Raw genomic sequence first — 12,218 nt, forward strand, 5'->3', positions numbered from 1 at the left:
CCGAGCGCGGGGGTCGGAGCGGGGGTCGTGCAGTGACTAGGACAAAGGACTACAAAGTAGCCATGGCGGGACAGAAGATCCGCATCCGGCTCAAGGCCTACGACCACGAGGTCATCGACTCCTCGGCGAAGAAGATCGTCGAGACGGTGATCCGTACTGGTGCGCAGGTCGCGGGCCCGGTGCCGCTGCCCACTGAGAAGAACGTGTACTGCGTCATCCGCTCGCCGCACAAGTACAAGGACTCGCGCGAGCACTTCGAGATGCGCACTCACAAGCGTCTGATCGACATCCTCGACCCCACGCCGAAGACGGTTGACTCGCTGATGCGTCTCGACCTGCCGGCCGGTGTCGACATCGAGATCAAGCTCTGAGAGGCGCACCGAAGATGGCTAAGCAGATTAAGGGCATCCTGGGCGAGAAGCTCGGCATGACCCAGGTCTGGGACGAGAACAACCGGGTCGTCCCGGTGACCGTCGTCAAGGCCGGGCCGAATGTCGTGACCCAGGTCCACACCGCCGACAGCGCGGCCGGCTACAGCGCCGTCCAGCTCGGCTTCGGCGAGATCGACCCCCGCAAGGTGAACAAGCCCCTCGCGGGTCACTTCGCCAAGGCCGGTGTCACCCCGCGCCGCCACCTGGTCGAGATCCGTACCTCGGACGCGTCCGAGTACACCCTGGGCCAGGAGATCACCGCCGAGCTGTTCGAGGCGGGTGTCAAGGTCGACGTGACCGGCACCTCCAAGGGCAAGGGCTTCGCCGGTGTCATGAAGCGTCACAACTTCAAGGGCCTCGGCGCCGGTCACGGCACCCAGCGCAAGCACCGCTCGCCCGGTTCCATCGGTGGCTGCGCCACCCCGGGCCGCGTGTTCAAGGGCCTGCGCATGGCGGGTCGGATGGGCCACGAGCGTGTGACCACCCAGAACCTGACCGTGCACGCGGTCGACGCGGAGAAGGGTCTGCTGCTCATCAAGGGCGCCGTCCCGGGCCCGAACGGCGGCCTCGTCCTCGTCCGCACCGCGGCGAAGGGGCTGTGAAGGATATGAGCACCATTGACATCCTGTCGCCGGCTGGCGACAAGACCGGCAGCATCGAGCTGCCGGCCGAGATCTTCGACGCGAAGGTCAGCGTTCCGCTGATGCACCAGGTCGTCGTGGCGCAGCTCGCTGCGGCCCGTCAGGGCACCCACAAGACCAAGACTCGCGGCGAGGTCCGCGGTGGCGGCAAGAAGCCGTACCGCCAGAAGGGCACCGGCCGCGCCCGTCAGGGCTCGACCCGTGCGCCGCAGTTCGCCGGCGGTGGCGTCGTGCACGGTCCCGTGCCGCGCGACTACTCGCAGCGGACCCCGAAGAAGATGATCGCCGCCGCCCTGCGCGGTGCGCTCACCGACCGGGCCCGCCACAACCGCATTCACGTCGTCACCGGCGTGACCGCGACCGAGGCGCCGTCGACCAAGGCCGCCAAGAGCCTGTTCGGCAAGATCACCGAGCGCAAGAACGTCCTCCTGGTCGTCGAGCGTGCGGACGAGCTGGGCCTGAAGTCCGCTCGCAACCTGCCGAACGTCCACATCCTGGACGCCGGTCAGCTGAACACCTACGACGTGCTCGTCTCCGACGATGTGGTCTTCACCCAGGCCGCCTTCGAGCGTTTCGTGGCCGGTCCGGCCGCGTCCGCCAAGGCCGTTGCCGCTGAGGGCGAGCTCGAAGGGAGCGCCGCCTGATGAGCGACGTTACGAGCAAGACGTTCACGGACCCCCGTGACGTCCTGGTGAAGCCGGTCATCTCCGAGAAGAGCTACAGCCTTCTCGACGAGAACAAGTACACGTTCATCGTGTCGCCGGGCGCCAACAAGACCCAGATCAAGCAGGCCGTCGAGGCCGTCTTCTCGGTCAAGGTCGAGGCTGTCAACACGATCAACCGTCAGGGCAAGCGCAAGCGCTCCAAGACGGGTTTCGGCAAGCGCAAGGACACCAAGCGCGCCATCGTGACGCTGGCCGAGGGCAACCGCATCGACATCTTCGGTGGTCCGACCTCCTGACGGAGGCCGTGATCGTCGATCAAGACGAGGACGAAAATGGGTATCCGCAAGTACAAGCCGACTACGCCGGGCCGTCGTGGCTCCAGCGTGGCCGACTTCGTCGAAATCACGCGGTCCACGCCGGAGAAGTCGCTGGTTCGCCCCCTGCACAGCAAGGGCGGCCGTAACAACGCCGGTCGTGTCACCGCTCGCCACCAGGGTGGCGGTCACAAGCGCGCCTACCGCGTGATCGACTTCCGTCGTCACGACAAGGACGGCGTGCCGGCCAAGGTCGCGCACATCGAGTACGACCCGAACCGCACCGCGCGCATCGCGCTCCTGCACTACGCGGACGGCGAGAAGCGCTACATCATCGCGCCGCGCGGCATCGCGCAGGGTGACCGGATCGAGAACGGCGCTGGCGCCGACATCAAGCCGGGCAACAACCTGCCGCTGCGCAACATCCCGGTCGGTACCACCATCCACGCGGTGGAGCTGCGTCCCGGTGGCGGTGCCAAGCTGGCCCGCTCGGCCGGTTCCGGCATCCAGCTGCTGGCGCGTGAGGGCAAGATGGCGCACCTGCGCATGCCCTCCGGCGAGATCCGCCTGGTGGACGCGCGCTGCCGCGCGACCGTCGGCGAGGTCGGCAACGCCGAGCAGTCGAACATCAACTGGGGCAAGGCCGGCCGTATGCGCTGGAAGGGCGTCCGCCCGACCGTGCGTGGTGTGGCCATGAACCCGATCGACCACCCGCACGGTGGTGGTGAGGGTAAGACCTCCGGTGGTCGCCACCCGGTCTCGCCGTGGGGTAAGCCCGAGGGCCGTACCCGTCGCCCGAACAAGGCGTCGGACAAGCTCATCGTGCGCCGCCGCAAGACCAACAAGAAGCGCTAGGAGCAGGTCAGATGCCGCGCAGTCTCAAGAAGGGCCCCTTCATCGACGGCCACCTCATCAAGAAGGTGGACGCGCAGAACGAGGCGGGCACGCAGAACGTCATCAAGACCTGGTCCCGTCGCTCCGTGATCTCCCCGAGCATGCTCGGCCACACGATCGCGGTTCACGATGGTCGCAAGCACGTCCCGGTGTTCGTCACCGAGTCGATGGTCGGCCACAAGCTGGGCGAGTTCGCTCCGACCCGCACCTTCCGCGGCCACGTCAAGGACGACCGCAAGTCGAAGCGTCGCTAGTCGCCTGAGCTTCACCGCCAGACCGACTCAATGACTTACTCCATTAAGGGGACAACCATGGAAGCCAGGGCTCAGGCGCGGTACATCCGCGTGACGCCCATGAAGGCCCGCCGCGTGGTGGACCTCATCCGCGGCCTGCCGGCCACGGAGGCCCAGGCGGTCCTGCGTTTCGCTCCGCAGGCCGCCACCGTGCCGGTCGGCAAGGTGCTCGACAGCGCCATTGCCAACGCCGCGCACAACTACAACCACTCCAACGTGGACGACCTCTACATCTCCGAGGCGTACGTTGACGAGGGTCCGACCCTGAAGCGGTTCCGTCCGCGTGCCCAGGGCCGTGCCTACCGGATCCGCAAGCGGACCAGCCACATCACCGTGGTCGTCAGCAGCAAGGAAGGGACCCGGTAATGGGCCAGAAGGTTAACCCGCACGGGTTCCGCCTCGGCATCAGCACGGACTTCAAGTCCCGCTGGTACGCCGACAAGCTGTACAAGGACTACGTCAAGGAAGACGTTGCCATTCGTCGCATGATGACGAAGGGCATGGAGCGCGCCGGCATCTCCAAGGTCGAGATCGAGCGCACCCGCGACCGCGTCCGCGTCGACATCCACACCGCTCGCCCCGGCATCGTCATCGGCCGCCGCGGCACCGAGGCCGACCGCATCCGCGGCGACCTGGAGAAGCTGACCGGTAAGCAGGTCCAGCTGAACATCCTTGAGGTCAAGAACCCCGAGCTGGACGCCCAGCTCGTGGCTCAGGGCGTCGCGGAGCAGCTGTCCTCCCGCGTCTCCTTCCGCCGTGCCATGCGCAAGTCGATGCAGGGCACCATGAAGTCCGGCGCCAAGGGCATCAAGGTCCAGTGCTCCGGTCGTCTCGGCGGCGCCGAGATGAGCCGTTCGGAGTTCTACCGCGAGGGCCGTGTGCCGCTGCACACCCTGCGCGCGAACGTCGACTACGGCTTCTTCGAGGCCAAGACCACCTTCGGCCGCATCGGCGTGAAGGTCTGGATCTACAAGGGCGACGTCAAGAACATCGCCGAGGTCCGCGCTGAGAACGCCGCTGCCCGCTCGGGCAACCGCCCGGCCCGTCCCGAGGGTGGTCGTCCCGCCCGCGGTGGCGAGCGTCGTGGTGGCGAGCGCGGTGGCCGTGGCCGTCGTCCCGCCGCTGCCGAGGCCCCCGCGGCCCCGGCCGTCGAGGCTCCGGCTGCCGAGAACACCGGAACGGAGGCCTGACCGCAATGCTGATCCCCCGTCGGGTCAAGCACCGCAAGCAGCACCACCCGAAGCGCCGCGGCGCTGCCAAGGGTGGCACCGAGCTGGCGTTCGGCCAGTTCGGCATCCAGGCCGTGACCCCGGCCTACGTGACGAACCGTCAGATCGAGTCCGCTCGTATCGCGATCACCCGTCACATCCGTCGTGGCGGCAAGGTCTGGATCAACATCTACCCGGACCGTCCGCTGACCAAGAAGCCGGCCGAGACCCGCATGGGTTCCGGTAAGGGTTCGCCGGAGTGGTGGATCGCGAACGTGCACCCGGGTCGGGTCATGTTCGAGCTGTCGTACCCGAACGAGAAGGTTGCTCGTGAGGCGCTCACCCGCGCCGCCCACAAGCTGCCGATGAAGTGCCGGATCGTCCGGCGCGAGGACGGTGAGAGCTGATGTCGGCCGCTACCAAGGCTGCTGACCTCCGCCAGCTGGACAACGAGGCGCTCGTTGCCAAGCTGCGTGAGGCCAAGGAGGAGCTGTTCAACCTCCGCTTCCAGGCGGCGACCGGGCAGCTCGACAACCACGGACGGCTCAAGCTCGTCCGTAAGGACATCGCGCGGATCTACACCCTGATGCGCGAGCGCGAGCTGGGCATCGAGACGGTGGAGAACGCCTGATGACTGAGAACACCAACGAGACGCGCGGTTTCCGCAAGACCCGTGAGGGTCTCGTCGTCAGCGACAAGATGGACAAGACCGTCGTCGTCGCCGTCGAGGACCGCGTCAAGCACGCTCTGTACGGCAAGGTCATCCGCCGTACGAACAAGCTGAAGGCGCACGACGAGCAGAACGCGTGCGGTGTCGGCGACCGTGTCCTCCTCATGGAGACCCGGCCGCTGTCCGCGACGAAGCGCTGGCGCGTCGTCGAGATCCTCGAGAAGGCCAAGTAACGAAGCCGATGAGGTACGGCCGTATGTGCAACGGGCCCCGCGCGGGCGCCGGTGTGAGCAGCGGCCGGCCCGTCGACTCTCGTTGACGATCAGGAGAACGTTGTGATCCAGCAGGAGTCGCGACTGCGTGTTGCCGACAACACTGGTGCCAAGGAGATCCTTTGCATCCGTGTTCTCGGTGGCTCCGGTCGCCGCTACGCCGGCATCGGGGACGTCATCGTCGCGACCGTCAAGGACGCGATCCCCGGTGGTTCGGTGAAGAAGGGTGACGTGGTCAAGGCCGTCGTCGTCCGCACCGTGAAGGAGCGCCGTCGTCCGGACGGTTCCTACATCCGGTTCGACGAGAACGCCGCCGTCGTCCTCAAGAACACCGAGGGTGACCCCCGCGGTACCCGCATCTTCGGCCCGGTGGGCCGCGAGCTGCGCGACAAGAAGTTCATGAAGATCATCTCGCTGGCGCCGGAGGTGCTCTAACCCATGGCGAACAGCATGAAGATCAAGAAGGGTGACCTGGTTCAGGTCATCACCGGCAAGGACAAGGGCAAGCAGGGCAAGGTCATCCAGGCCCTGCCGGCCGAGAACAAGGTCCTGGTCGAGGGTGTGAACCGGGTCAAGAAGCACACCAAGCCGGGTCCGGGCACTCAGGGTGGCATCGTCACCGTCGAGGCCCCGGTGCACGTCTCCAACGTCCAGCTGGTCGTGGAGAAGGACGGCAAGAAGGTCGTCACCCGCGTTGGCTACCGCTTCGACGACGAGGGCAACAAGATCCGCGTTGCCAAGCGAACCGGTGAGGACATCTGATGTCTGAGACGTCTGTTGAGAAGGTGGCCCCCCGCCTCAAGGAGAAGTACAACTCCGAGGTCAAGGGCCAGCTGCAGGAGCAGTTCTCGTACGAGAACGTCATGCTGACGCCGGGCCTGGTCAAGGTCGTCGTCAACATGGGTGTCGGCGAGGCCGCCCGTGACAGCAAGCTGATCGAGGGCGCGATCCGCGACCTGACCGCGATCACCGGTCAGAAGCCGGCCGTGACCAAGGCTCGTAAGTCCATCGCGCAGTTCAAGCTGCGCGAGGGCCAGCCGATCGGCACGCACGTCACCCTCCGCGGTGACCGCATGTGGGAGTTCCTGGACCGTCTGGTGTCGCTGGCCCTGCCGCGTATCCGTGACTTCCGTGGCCTCTCCCCGAAGCAGTTCGACGGCCGTGGCAACTACACCTTCGGTCTGACCGAGCAGGTTATGTTCCACGAGATCGACCAGGACAAGGTCGACCGTCAGCGCGGTATGGACATCACCGTCGTGACCACCGCTCAGACCGACGACGAGGGCCGGGCGCTGCTGCGCGCTCTGGGCTTCCCGTTCAAGGAGGCGTGAGCCAATGGCGAAGAAGTCCCTCATCGCGAAGTCCGAGCGCAAGCCGAAGTTCGGCGTCCGGGCCTACACCCGGTGCCAGCGCTGCGGCCGTCCGCACTCGGTGTACCGCAAGTTCGGCCTCTGCCGTGTCTGCCTCCGTGAGATGGCGCACCGCGGCGAGCTGCCGGGCGTGACCAAGAGCTCCTGGTAATCCAGCAGCCCTAGGCACACCAGCGACACAGAGGTGCCCGATCCCACACCGCCCGTTTTTGGGCTGCCGTACGGAATCCCGTAAGGTAGTGGGGTCGGGCCCCCTGTCACGGCGTCTCCATGGACAGCCGTGGCCCTTCCCCGCGAGGGAGGGCTCGCATCCCAGTCTTACTACGTCGCAGGTCCCCTGCGCTTGTGCCCCTGACGGACTCCCCGGAGTGCGACAGGGGGACCTGGTGCGGAGAAACCACGGCGAGAGAGGCCTGAGGCCATCATGACCATGACCGACCCCATCGCAGACATGCTCACGCGTCTGCGTAACGCGAACTCGGCGTACCACGACTCCGTGGCGATGCCGGCCAGCAAGATCAAGGCGCACGTCGCCGAGATCCTGCAGCAGGAGGGGTACATCTCCTCCTACAAGGTTGAGGAGCCCGTCGAGGGCGAGGTCGGCAAGAAGCTGACCATCGAGCTCAAGTTCGGCCCCAACCGTGAGCGCTCCATCGCCGGCATCAAGCGCATCAGCAAGCCGGGTCTGCGCGTTTACGCAAAGTCCACCAACCTGCCGAAGGTGCTCGGCGGCCTGGGCGTGGCGATCATCTCCACGTCCTCGGGTCTCCTCACCGACAAGCAGGCCGCCAAGAAGGGCGTAGGCGGAGAAGTTCTCGCCTACGTCTGGTAATTCGGGAAAGGGAGGTACAGCAATGTCGCGCATTGGACGGCTGCCCATCCAGGTTCCCGCTGGTGTGGACGTCACCATCGATGGCCAGGCGGTCTCGGTGAAGGGCCCCAAGGGCTCGCTCACCCACGTCGTCGCTGAGCCGATCGAGATCGGCAAGGGCGAGGACGGCACCGTTGTCGTCACCCGCCCGAACGACGAGCGTCGCTCGAAGGCCCTGCACGGCCTGACCCGCACGCTGGTGGCGAACATGATCACCGGCGTGACCGCGGGCTACCGCAAGTCGCTGGAGATCAGCGGTGTTGGTTACCGTGTCGCGGCGAAGGGCTCCGACATGGAGTTCTCGCTCGGCTACAGCCACCCCATCCTGGTCACCGCGCCGGAGGGCATCTCCTTCGTCGTCGAGTCGCCCACCAAGTTCCACGTGGACGGCATCGACAAGCAGAAGGTCGGCGAGATCGCCGCGAACATCCGCAAGCTGCGCAAGCCGGACCCGTACAAGGCCAAGGGTGTCAAGTACGCGGGCGAGGTCATCCGCCGCAAGGTCGGAAAGAGTGGTAAGTAAGCGATGAGTGTCTCTGTCAAGATCGGCAAGGGCAACGCCTACAAGAGCGCCGCTCGCAAGCGCCGCGCGATCCGCGTTCGCAAGCGCATCGTCGGCACCGAGGTGCGTCCGCGTCTCGTCGTGACGCGCTCGAACCGCCACATGGTCGCCCAGGTCATCGACGACGCCAAGGGTCACACCCTGGCGTCGGCGTCCACCCTCGACGTGTCCATCAAGGGCGCCGAGGGCGACAAGACCGAGCTGGCCAAGAAGGTCGGAAGCCTGGTCGCCGAGCGCGCCAAGGCTGCCGGCATCGAGTCGGTCGTCTTCGACCGCGCGGGCAACCGGTACGCCGGCCGCATCGCCGCCCTGGCGGACGCGGCCCGTGAGGCCGGGCTCGACTTCTAAGCCGCTCGTCGACTCTGTCGGCGGACGTAATCGAGAGAGGTAATTCCAATGGCTGGACCCCAGCGCCGCGGTAGCGGCGCCGGCGGCGGCACCGGTGGCGAGCGGCGCGACCGTAAGCGTGACGACCGGGGCAACGCCCCCGCCGTCGAGAAGACCGCTTACGTCGAGCGCGTCGTCGCGATCAACCGTGTCGCCAAGGTTGTCAAGGGTGGTCGTCGCTTCAGCTTCACCGCGCTGGTCGTGGTGGGCGATGGCGAGGGCACCGTGGGTGTCGGTTACGGGAAGGCGAAGGAGGTTCCGGCCGCCATCGCCAAGGGCGTTGAGGAGGCCAAGAAGAACTTCTTCAAGGTCCCCCGTATCCAGGGCACCATCGCTCACCCCGTCCAGGGTGAGAAGGCCGCGGGCGTCGTGCTGCTGAAGCCGGCCGCCCCCGGTACCGGTGTTATCGCCGGTGGCCCGGTGCGCGCCGTCCTGGAGTGCGCCGGCGTTCACGACATCCTGTCGAAGTCGCTCGGCTCGGACAACGCGATCAACATCGTGCACGCCACCGTTGCCGCGCTCAAGCAGATCCAGCGCCCCGAGGAGGTGGCCGCCCGTCGCGGTCTGCCGCTCGAGGACGTGGCTCCGGCCGGTCTGCTCCGCGCTCGGGCTGCTGCTGGGGTGAGCGCCTGATGGCTCGCCTGAAGATCACGCAGACCAAGTCGTACATCGGCAGCAAGCAGAACCACCGTGACACCCTGCGCTCGCTTGGTCTCAAGCGGATGCACGACGTCGTGGTGAAGGAGGACCGTCCCGAGATCCGCGGGATGGCCCACACGGTCCGTCACCTGGTGACGGTTGAGGAGGTGGACTGATCATGGGCGACAACCCGATCAAGATCCACAACCTGCGTCCCGCCCCGGGTGCCAAGACCGACAAGATCCGCGTGGGTCGTGGTGAGGGCTCCAAGGGTAAGACCGCCGGTCGTGGTACCAAGGGCACCAAGGCCCGCTACCAGGTTCCGCAGCGCTTCGAGGGTGGCCAGATGCCGCTCCACATGCGTCTGCCGAAGCTGAAGGGCTTCAAGAACCCGTTCAAGATCACGTTCCAGGTCGTCAACCTCGACAAGCTGGCCGAGCTCTACCCGCAGGGTGGCGAGGTCACGGTCGAGGACCTGGTCGCCAAGGGCGCGGTTCGCAAGAACTCCCTCGTCAAGGTGCTCGGCACCGGCGAGATCTCGGTCGCCCTGCAGGTGACGGTGGACGCCGTCTCCGGCTCGGCCGCCGAGAAGATCACCGCCGCCGGCGGTACCGTCACCGAGCTCGTCTGAGCCCGCTGACTCCGCGAGCCCCGCGTCTCCCGCTCCGGGAGGCGCGGGGCTCGCGCCTTTTTCCGGATCCTCCGGCGGGCGGCCGTCCGCACGGGGGCGACGGGGCCCTCGTTCTTTTGTGTGGCAAAACCGGGCATCCCGTACCCCGTGAGTGGGGGAGGGGCGGTACACGCTTCTTTCGAGCGGCCGTGCACTGTTAGAGTCCGTGGAGTTCCCTTGTAGGCTGCGCATAGGCTCGCCTGTGCCGTCTGTAACGGAGCCCGATCCGCAAACTCCCCATTCAGGACCGACCCTCCCGCCGACGACGCGCGGGAGGCGCAGGAGGCACCGTGCTCAGTGCGTTCGCGCGGGCGTTCCAGACGCCCGACCTGCGCAAGAAGCTGCTGTTCACGCTGGGCATCATGGTGCTGTTCCGGCTGGGCTCGCACGTTCCCGTACCAGGGGTCGACTTCGAGGCGGTACACGCCTGCATCAAGGAGACCAAGAACAACGGCCTCTTCGGGCTGGTGAACCTGTTCTCCGGCGGAGCCCTGCTCCAGCTGACGATCTTCGCCCTCGGCATCATGCCGTACATCACGGCGAGCATCATCCTCCAGCTCCTCACGGTCGTGATCCCGCGACTGGAGGCGCTGAAGAAGGAGGGTCAGTCCGGACAGGCGAAGATCACCCAGTACACCCGGTACCTGACGATCGCGCTGGCGGTGCTCCAGGGCACCGGCATCGTGGCGACCGCGTCCAGCGGCGCCCTGTTCTCGGGCTGCGTCTACGCCAACCAGATCGTGCCGGACACCGGCGTGTTCCGGATCGCCGTCATGGTCCTGACCATGACCGCCGGCACCACGGTGATCATGTGGCTCGGTGAGCTGATCACCGACCGCGGCATCGGCAACGGCATGTCGCTGCTGATCTTCACCTCGATCGCCGCCCAGTTCCCCACCTCGATGTGGGCGATCAAGCAGTCCGGCACCATCGGCGGCGGCTGGGTCGAGTTCCTCTCGGTCATCGCGATCGGCGTCATCGTTGTGATGCTCGTCATCTTCGTCGAGCAGGCGCAGCGCCGGATCCCGGTCCAGTACGCGAAGCGGATGATCGGCCGCCGGGCCTTCGGCGGCACCTCGACCTACATCCCGCTCAAGGTGAACCAGGCCGGTGTCATCCCGGTCATCTTCGCCTCGTCGCTGCTGTACATCCCAGCCCTCGTGGTCCAGCTGACCAACAGCCAGGCCGGCTGGGCGGTGTGGATCAACCAGCACTTCGTGCGCGGTGACCACCCGATCTACATGGCCACCTACTTCCTGCTGATCGTCTTCTTCGCCTTCTTCTACGTCGCCATCTCCTTCAACCCCGAAGAAGTTGCCGACAACATGAAGAAGTATGGTGGGTTCATCCCGGGTATCCGGGCCGGCCGTCCGACGGCCGAGTACCTGAACTACGTGCTCACCCGCATCACGTGGCCGGGTTCGCTCTACCTGGGCCTGATCGCGTTGATCCCGATGATCGCCCTCGTCGCGTTCGGACAGCAGACCAACTTCCCGTTCGGCGGCACCAGCGTCCTCATCGTCGTCGGCGTCGGACTCGAAACTGTGAAGCAGATCGAGAGCCAGCTCCAGCAGCGCAATTACGAAGGGTTCCTCCGCTGATGCGTATCGTCCTCGTCGGACCCCCCGGGGCCGGGAAGGGTACTCAGGCGCACCTGCTCGCCAAGACCCTGTCCATCCCCCACATCTCCACCGGCGACCTGTTCCGCGCCAACATCGGCCAGGGCACCCCGCTGGGCGTCGAGGCCAAGAGCTACATGGACGCGGGCCGCCTGGTGCCCGACGAGGTCACCATCGGGATGGCCAAGGACCGCATGCTCCAGGAGGACGCCGCCAACGGCTTCCTGCTGGACGGCTTCCCGCGCAACCTGGGCCAGGCGAAGGCGCTGGACGAGTTCCTCGCCGAGCAGGGCATCGAGCTCGACGGCGTGCTCGACCTGGAGGTCCCCGAGGACGAGGTCGTCCGCCGGATCGCCGGCCGCCGGCTGTGCCGCAACGACGGCGGCCACGTCTTCCACGTGGACTACAACGCGCCGAAGGTCGAGGGCGTCTGCGACGAGTGCGGCGGTGAGCTGTACCAGCGCTCGGACGACACCGAGGAGGCCGTGCGGACCCGGCTGGAGGTCTACCACACGGAGACCGAGCCGATCATCGACTACTACCGCCAGCAGGGCCTGATCGCCACGATCCCGGCCCTCGGCAAGGTCGACGAGGTCACCGCGCGCGCGATCGAGGCGCTGAAGCAGGACAGCTGATTTTTCAGTGGTGCCGTACGGTGGAACGAGTGCACGGCCGCGCGGCAAGGACCGGGCGGGAACCCAAGGAAGGCGTG

Annotated in this window: 23 protein-coding genes; all 23 read left to right on the forward strand. The window is 66.6% G+C overall.

Annotated features, from left to right (window positions below):
• Positions 1–62: 62 nt before the first annotated feature.
• The 23 genes from rpsJ to ACFVVL_RS05680 all read left to right on the forward strand — a co-directional run bounded on the left by rpsJ (position 63) and on the right by ACFVVL_RS05680 (position 12,141).
• Positions 63–371 (forward strand): 30S ribosomal protein S10, encoded by a 309-nt coding sequence (gene rpsJ, locus ACFVVL_RS05570; RefSeq protein WP_012785157.1) that lies wholly within the window; start codon positions 63–65, stop codon positions 369–371.
• Between the two features lie 14 nt (positions 372–385).
• Positions 386–1,033 (forward strand): 50S ribosomal protein L3, encoded by a 648-nt coding sequence (gene rplC / locus ACFVVL_RS05575; protein WP_030280762.1) that lies wholly within the window; start codon positions 386–388, stop codon positions 1,031–1,033.
• 5 nt (positions 1,034–1,038) lie between these two features.
• Complete coding sequence (gene rplD, locus ACFVVL_RS05580; RefSeq protein ID WP_207810336.1) at positions 1,039–1,716, forward strand: 50S ribosomal protein L4; 678 nt, start codon at positions 1,039–1,041, stop codon at positions 1,714–1,716.
• Positions 1,716–2,033 (forward strand): 50S ribosomal protein L23, encoded by a 318-nt coding sequence (gene rplW, locus ACFVVL_RS05585; RefSeq protein ID WP_030300381.1) that lies wholly within the window; start codon positions 1,716–1,718, stop codon positions 2,031–2,033. The genes rplD and rplW overlap by 1 nt, the downstream gene beginning before the upstream one ends.
• Before the next feature lie 36 nt (positions 2,034–2,069).
• Entirely contained in the window at positions 2,070–2,906 is an 837-nt protein-coding gene (gene rplB, locus ACFVVL_RS05590; protein ID WP_030232466.1) for a 50S ribosomal protein L2, read from the forward strand.
• A gap of 11 nt (positions 2,907–2,917) precedes the next feature.
• Positions 2,918–3,199: a 30S ribosomal protein S19 gene (rpsS, locus tag ACFVVL_RS05595; protein ID WP_035848164.1), complete on the forward strand. Its 282-nt coding sequence runs from the start codon at positions 2,918–2,920 to the stop codon at positions 3,197–3,199.
• Positions 3,200–3,256: 57 nt separating this feature from the next.
• The gene (rplV, locus tag ACFVVL_RS05600) at positions 3,257–3,604 is read left to right on the forward strand and encodes a 50S ribosomal protein L22 (protein WP_095874452.1); all 348 of its coding nucleotides are present in this window, start codon (positions 3,257–3,259) and stop codon (positions 3,602–3,604) included.
• The gene (gene rpsC / locus ACFVVL_RS05605; RefSeq protein ID WP_097237487.1) at positions 3,604–4,428 is read left to right on the forward strand and encodes a 30S ribosomal protein S3; all 825 of its coding nucleotides are present in this window, start codon (positions 3,604–3,606) and stop codon (positions 4,426–4,428) included. The genes rplV and rpsC overlap by 1 nt, the downstream gene beginning before the upstream one ends.
• Positions 4,429–4,433: 5 nt before the next feature.
• Positions 4,434–4,853, forward strand: coding sequence for a 50S ribosomal protein L16 (gene rplP / locus ACFVVL_RS05610; protein ID WP_030232476.1), 420 nt, complete (start codon positions 4,434–4,436; stop codon positions 4,851–4,853).
• Positions 4,853–5,077: a 50S ribosomal protein L29 gene (gene rpmC / locus ACFVVL_RS05615; RefSeq protein ID WP_209414070.1), complete on the forward strand. Its 225-nt coding sequence runs from the start codon at positions 4,853–4,855 to the stop codon at positions 5,075–5,077. The genes rplP and rpmC overlap by 1 nt, the downstream gene beginning before the upstream one ends.
• On the forward strand, positions 5,077–5,349 hold the full coding sequence (rpsQ, locus tag ACFVVL_RS05620; protein WP_014136278.1) for a 30S ribosomal protein S17: 273 nt from the start codon (positions 5,077–5,079) through the stop codon (positions 5,347–5,349). Before rpmC ends, rpsQ begins: the two co-directional genes overlap by 1 nt.
• A gap of 102 nt (positions 5,350–5,451) precedes the next feature.
• Positions 5,452–5,823, forward strand: a complete 372-nt coding sequence (gene rplN, locus ACFVVL_RS05625) for a 50S ribosomal protein L14 (protein ID WP_196949334.1) — start codon at positions 5,452–5,454, stop codon at positions 5,821–5,823.
• 15 nt (positions 5,824–5,838) lie between these two features.
• The gene (gene rplX, locus ACFVVL_RS05630) at positions 5,839–6,150 is read left to right on the forward strand and encodes a 50S ribosomal protein L24 (RefSeq protein ID WP_100892787.1); all 312 of its coding nucleotides are present in this window, start codon (positions 5,839–5,841) and stop codon (positions 6,148–6,150) included.
• Entirely contained in the window at positions 6,150–6,719 is a 570-nt protein-coding gene (gene rplE, locus ACFVVL_RS05635) for a 50S ribosomal protein L5 (RefSeq protein WP_350561921.1), read from the forward strand. Before rplX ends, rplE begins: the two co-directional genes overlap by 1 nt.
• 4 nt (positions 6,720–6,723) lie before the next feature.
• Positions 6,724–6,909 (forward strand): type Z 30S ribosomal protein S14, encoded by a 186-nt coding sequence (locus tag ACFVVL_RS05640; RefSeq protein ID WP_030055830.1) that lies wholly within the window; start codon positions 6,724–6,726, stop codon positions 6,907–6,909.
• A gap of 273 nt (positions 6,910–7,182) precedes the next feature.
• Complete coding sequence (gene rpsH / locus ACFVVL_RS05645) at positions 7,183–7,590, forward strand: 30S ribosomal protein S8 (RefSeq protein WP_030055831.1); 408 nt, start codon at positions 7,183–7,185, stop codon at positions 7,588–7,590.
• Between the two features lie 22 nt (positions 7,591–7,612).
• Positions 7,613–8,152, forward strand: coding sequence for a 50S ribosomal protein L6 (gene rplF / locus ACFVVL_RS05650; protein WP_350542296.1), 540 nt, complete (start codon positions 7,613–7,615; stop codon positions 8,150–8,152).
• A 3-nt stretch (positions 8,153–8,155) separates the two neighbouring features.
• Positions 8,156–8,539 carry a 50S ribosomal protein L18 gene (rplR, locus tag ACFVVL_RS05655; protein ID WP_350542295.1) on the forward strand — a complete coding sequence of 128 codons (384 nt, stop codon included), beginning with the start codon at positions 8,156–8,158 and terminating at the stop codon, positions 8,537–8,539.
• 48 nt (positions 8,540–8,587) lie between these two features.
• On the forward strand, positions 8,588–9,211 hold the full coding sequence (rpsE, locus tag ACFVVL_RS05660; protein ID WP_350542294.1) for a 30S ribosomal protein S5: 624 nt from the start codon (positions 8,588–8,590) through the stop codon (positions 9,209–9,211).
• Complete coding sequence (rpmD, locus tag ACFVVL_RS05665) at positions 9,211–9,393, forward strand: 50S ribosomal protein L30 (RefSeq protein ID WP_030055835.1); 183 nt, start codon at positions 9,211–9,213, stop codon at positions 9,391–9,393. The genes rpsE and rpmD overlap by 1 nt, the downstream gene beginning before the upstream one ends.
• A gap of 2 nt (positions 9,394–9,395) precedes the next feature.
• Complete coding sequence (rplO, locus tag ACFVVL_RS05670) at positions 9,396–9,848, forward strand: 50S ribosomal protein L15 (protein WP_255752515.1); 453 nt, start codon at positions 9,396–9,398, stop codon at positions 9,846–9,848.
• Between the two features lie 329 nt (positions 9,849–10,177).
• On the forward strand, positions 10,178–11,488 hold the full coding sequence (gene secY / locus ACFVVL_RS05675) for a preprotein translocase subunit SecY (protein ID WP_376086151.1): 1,311 nt from the start codon (positions 10,178–10,180) through the stop codon (positions 11,486–11,488).
• The gene (locus ACFVVL_RS05680; protein ID WP_380292247.1) at positions 11,488–12,141 is read left to right on the forward strand and encodes an adenylate kinase; all 654 of its coding nucleotides are present in this window, start codon (positions 11,488–11,490) and stop codon (positions 12,139–12,141) included. The genes secY and ACFVVL_RS05680 overlap by 1 nt, the downstream gene beginning before the upstream one ends.
• Positions 12,142–12,218: the final 77 nt, after the last annotated feature.

The sequence above is a fragment of the Kitasatospora sp. NPDC058115 genome, from assembly GCF_042884635.1.
Classification (GTDB): domain Bacteria; phylum Actinomycetota; class Actinomycetes; order Streptomycetales; family Streptomycetaceae; genus Kitasatospora.

What these genes read in the sequence shown, in the direction of transcription:
- rpsJ (WP_012785157.1), top strand. Translation starts at nt 63, where the DNA reads ATGGCGGGACAGAAGATCCGCATCCGGCTCAAGGCCTACGACCACGAG.
- rplO (WP_255752515.1), top strand. Translation starts at nt 9,396, where the DNA reads ATGGGCGACAACCCGATCAAGATCCACAACCTGCGTCCCGCCCCGGGT.
- rplR (WP_350542295.1), top strand. Translation starts at nt 8,156, where the DNA reads ATGAGTGTCTCTGTCAAGATCGGCAAGGGCAACGCCTACAAGAGCGCC.
- rpsS (WP_035848164.1), top strand. Translation starts at nt 2,918, where the DNA reads ATGCCGCGCAGTCTCAAGAAGGGCCCCTTCATCGACGGCCACCTCATC.
- rpsC (WP_097237487.1), top strand. Translation starts at nt 3,604, where the DNA reads ATGGGCCAGAAGGTTAACCCGCACGGGTTCCGCCTCGGCATCAGCACG.
- rpsH (WP_030055831.1), top strand. Translation starts at nt 7,183, where the DNA reads ATGACCATGACCGACCCCATCGCAGACATGCTCACGCGTCTGCGTAAC.
- rplP (WP_030232476.1), top strand. Translation starts at nt 4,434, where the DNA reads ATGCTGATCCCCCGTCGGGTCAAGCACCGCAAGCAGCACCACCCGAAG.
- rpmC (WP_209414070.1), top strand. Translation starts at nt 4,853, where the DNA reads ATGTCGGCCGCTACCAAGGCTGCTGACCTCCGCCAGCTGGACAACGAG.
- rplD (WP_207810336.1), top strand. Translation starts at nt 1,039, where the DNA reads ATGAGCACCATTGACATCCTGTCGCCGGCTGGCGACAAGACCGGCAGC.
- rplC (WP_030280762.1), top strand. Translation starts at nt 386, where the DNA reads ATGGCTAAGCAGATTAAGGGCATCCTGGGCGAGAAGCTCGGCATGACC.
- rpsQ (WP_014136278.1), top strand. Translation starts at nt 5,077, where the DNA reads ATGACTGAGAACACCAACGAGACGCGCGGTTTCCGCAAGACCCGTGAG.
- rpsE (WP_350542294.1), top strand. Translation starts at nt 8,588, where the DNA reads ATGGCTGGACCCCAGCGCCGCGGTAGCGGCGCCGGCGGCGGCACCGGT.
- rplV (WP_095874452.1), top strand. Translation starts at nt 3,257, where the DNA reads ATGGAAGCCAGGGCTCAGGCGCGGTACATCCGCGTGACGCCCATGAAG.
- rplF (WP_350542296.1), top strand. Translation starts at nt 7,613, where the DNA reads ATGTCGCGCATTGGACGGCTGCCCATCCAGGTTCCCGCTGGTGTGGAC.
- rplX (WP_100892787.1), top strand. Translation starts at nt 5,839, where the DNA reads ATGAAGATCAAGAAGGGTGACCTGGTTCAGGTCATCACCGGCAAGGAC.
- ACFVVL_RS05680 (WP_380292247.1), top strand. Translation starts at nt 11,488, where the DNA reads ATGCGTATCGTCCTCGTCGGACCCCCCGGGGCCGGGAAGGGTACTCAG.
- ACFVVL_RS05640 (WP_030055830.1), top strand. Translation starts at nt 6,724, where the DNA reads ATGGCGAAGAAGTCCCTCATCGCGAAGTCCGAGCGCAAGCCGAAGTTC.
- rplB (WP_030232466.1), top strand. Translation starts at nt 2,070, where the DNA reads ATGGGTATCCGCAAGTACAAGCCGACTACGCCGGGCCGTCGTGGCTCC.
- rplE (WP_350561921.1), top strand. Translation starts at nt 6,150, where the DNA reads ATGTCTGAGACGTCTGTTGAGAAGGTGGCCCCCCGCCTCAAGGAGAAG.
- rpmD (WP_030055835.1), top strand. Translation starts at nt 9,211, where the DNA reads ATGGCTCGCCTGAAGATCACGCAGACCAAGTCGTACATCGGCAGCAAG.
- rplW (WP_030300381.1), top strand. Translation starts at nt 1,716, where the DNA reads ATGAGCGACGTTACGAGCAAGACGTTCACGGACCCCCGTGACGTCCTG.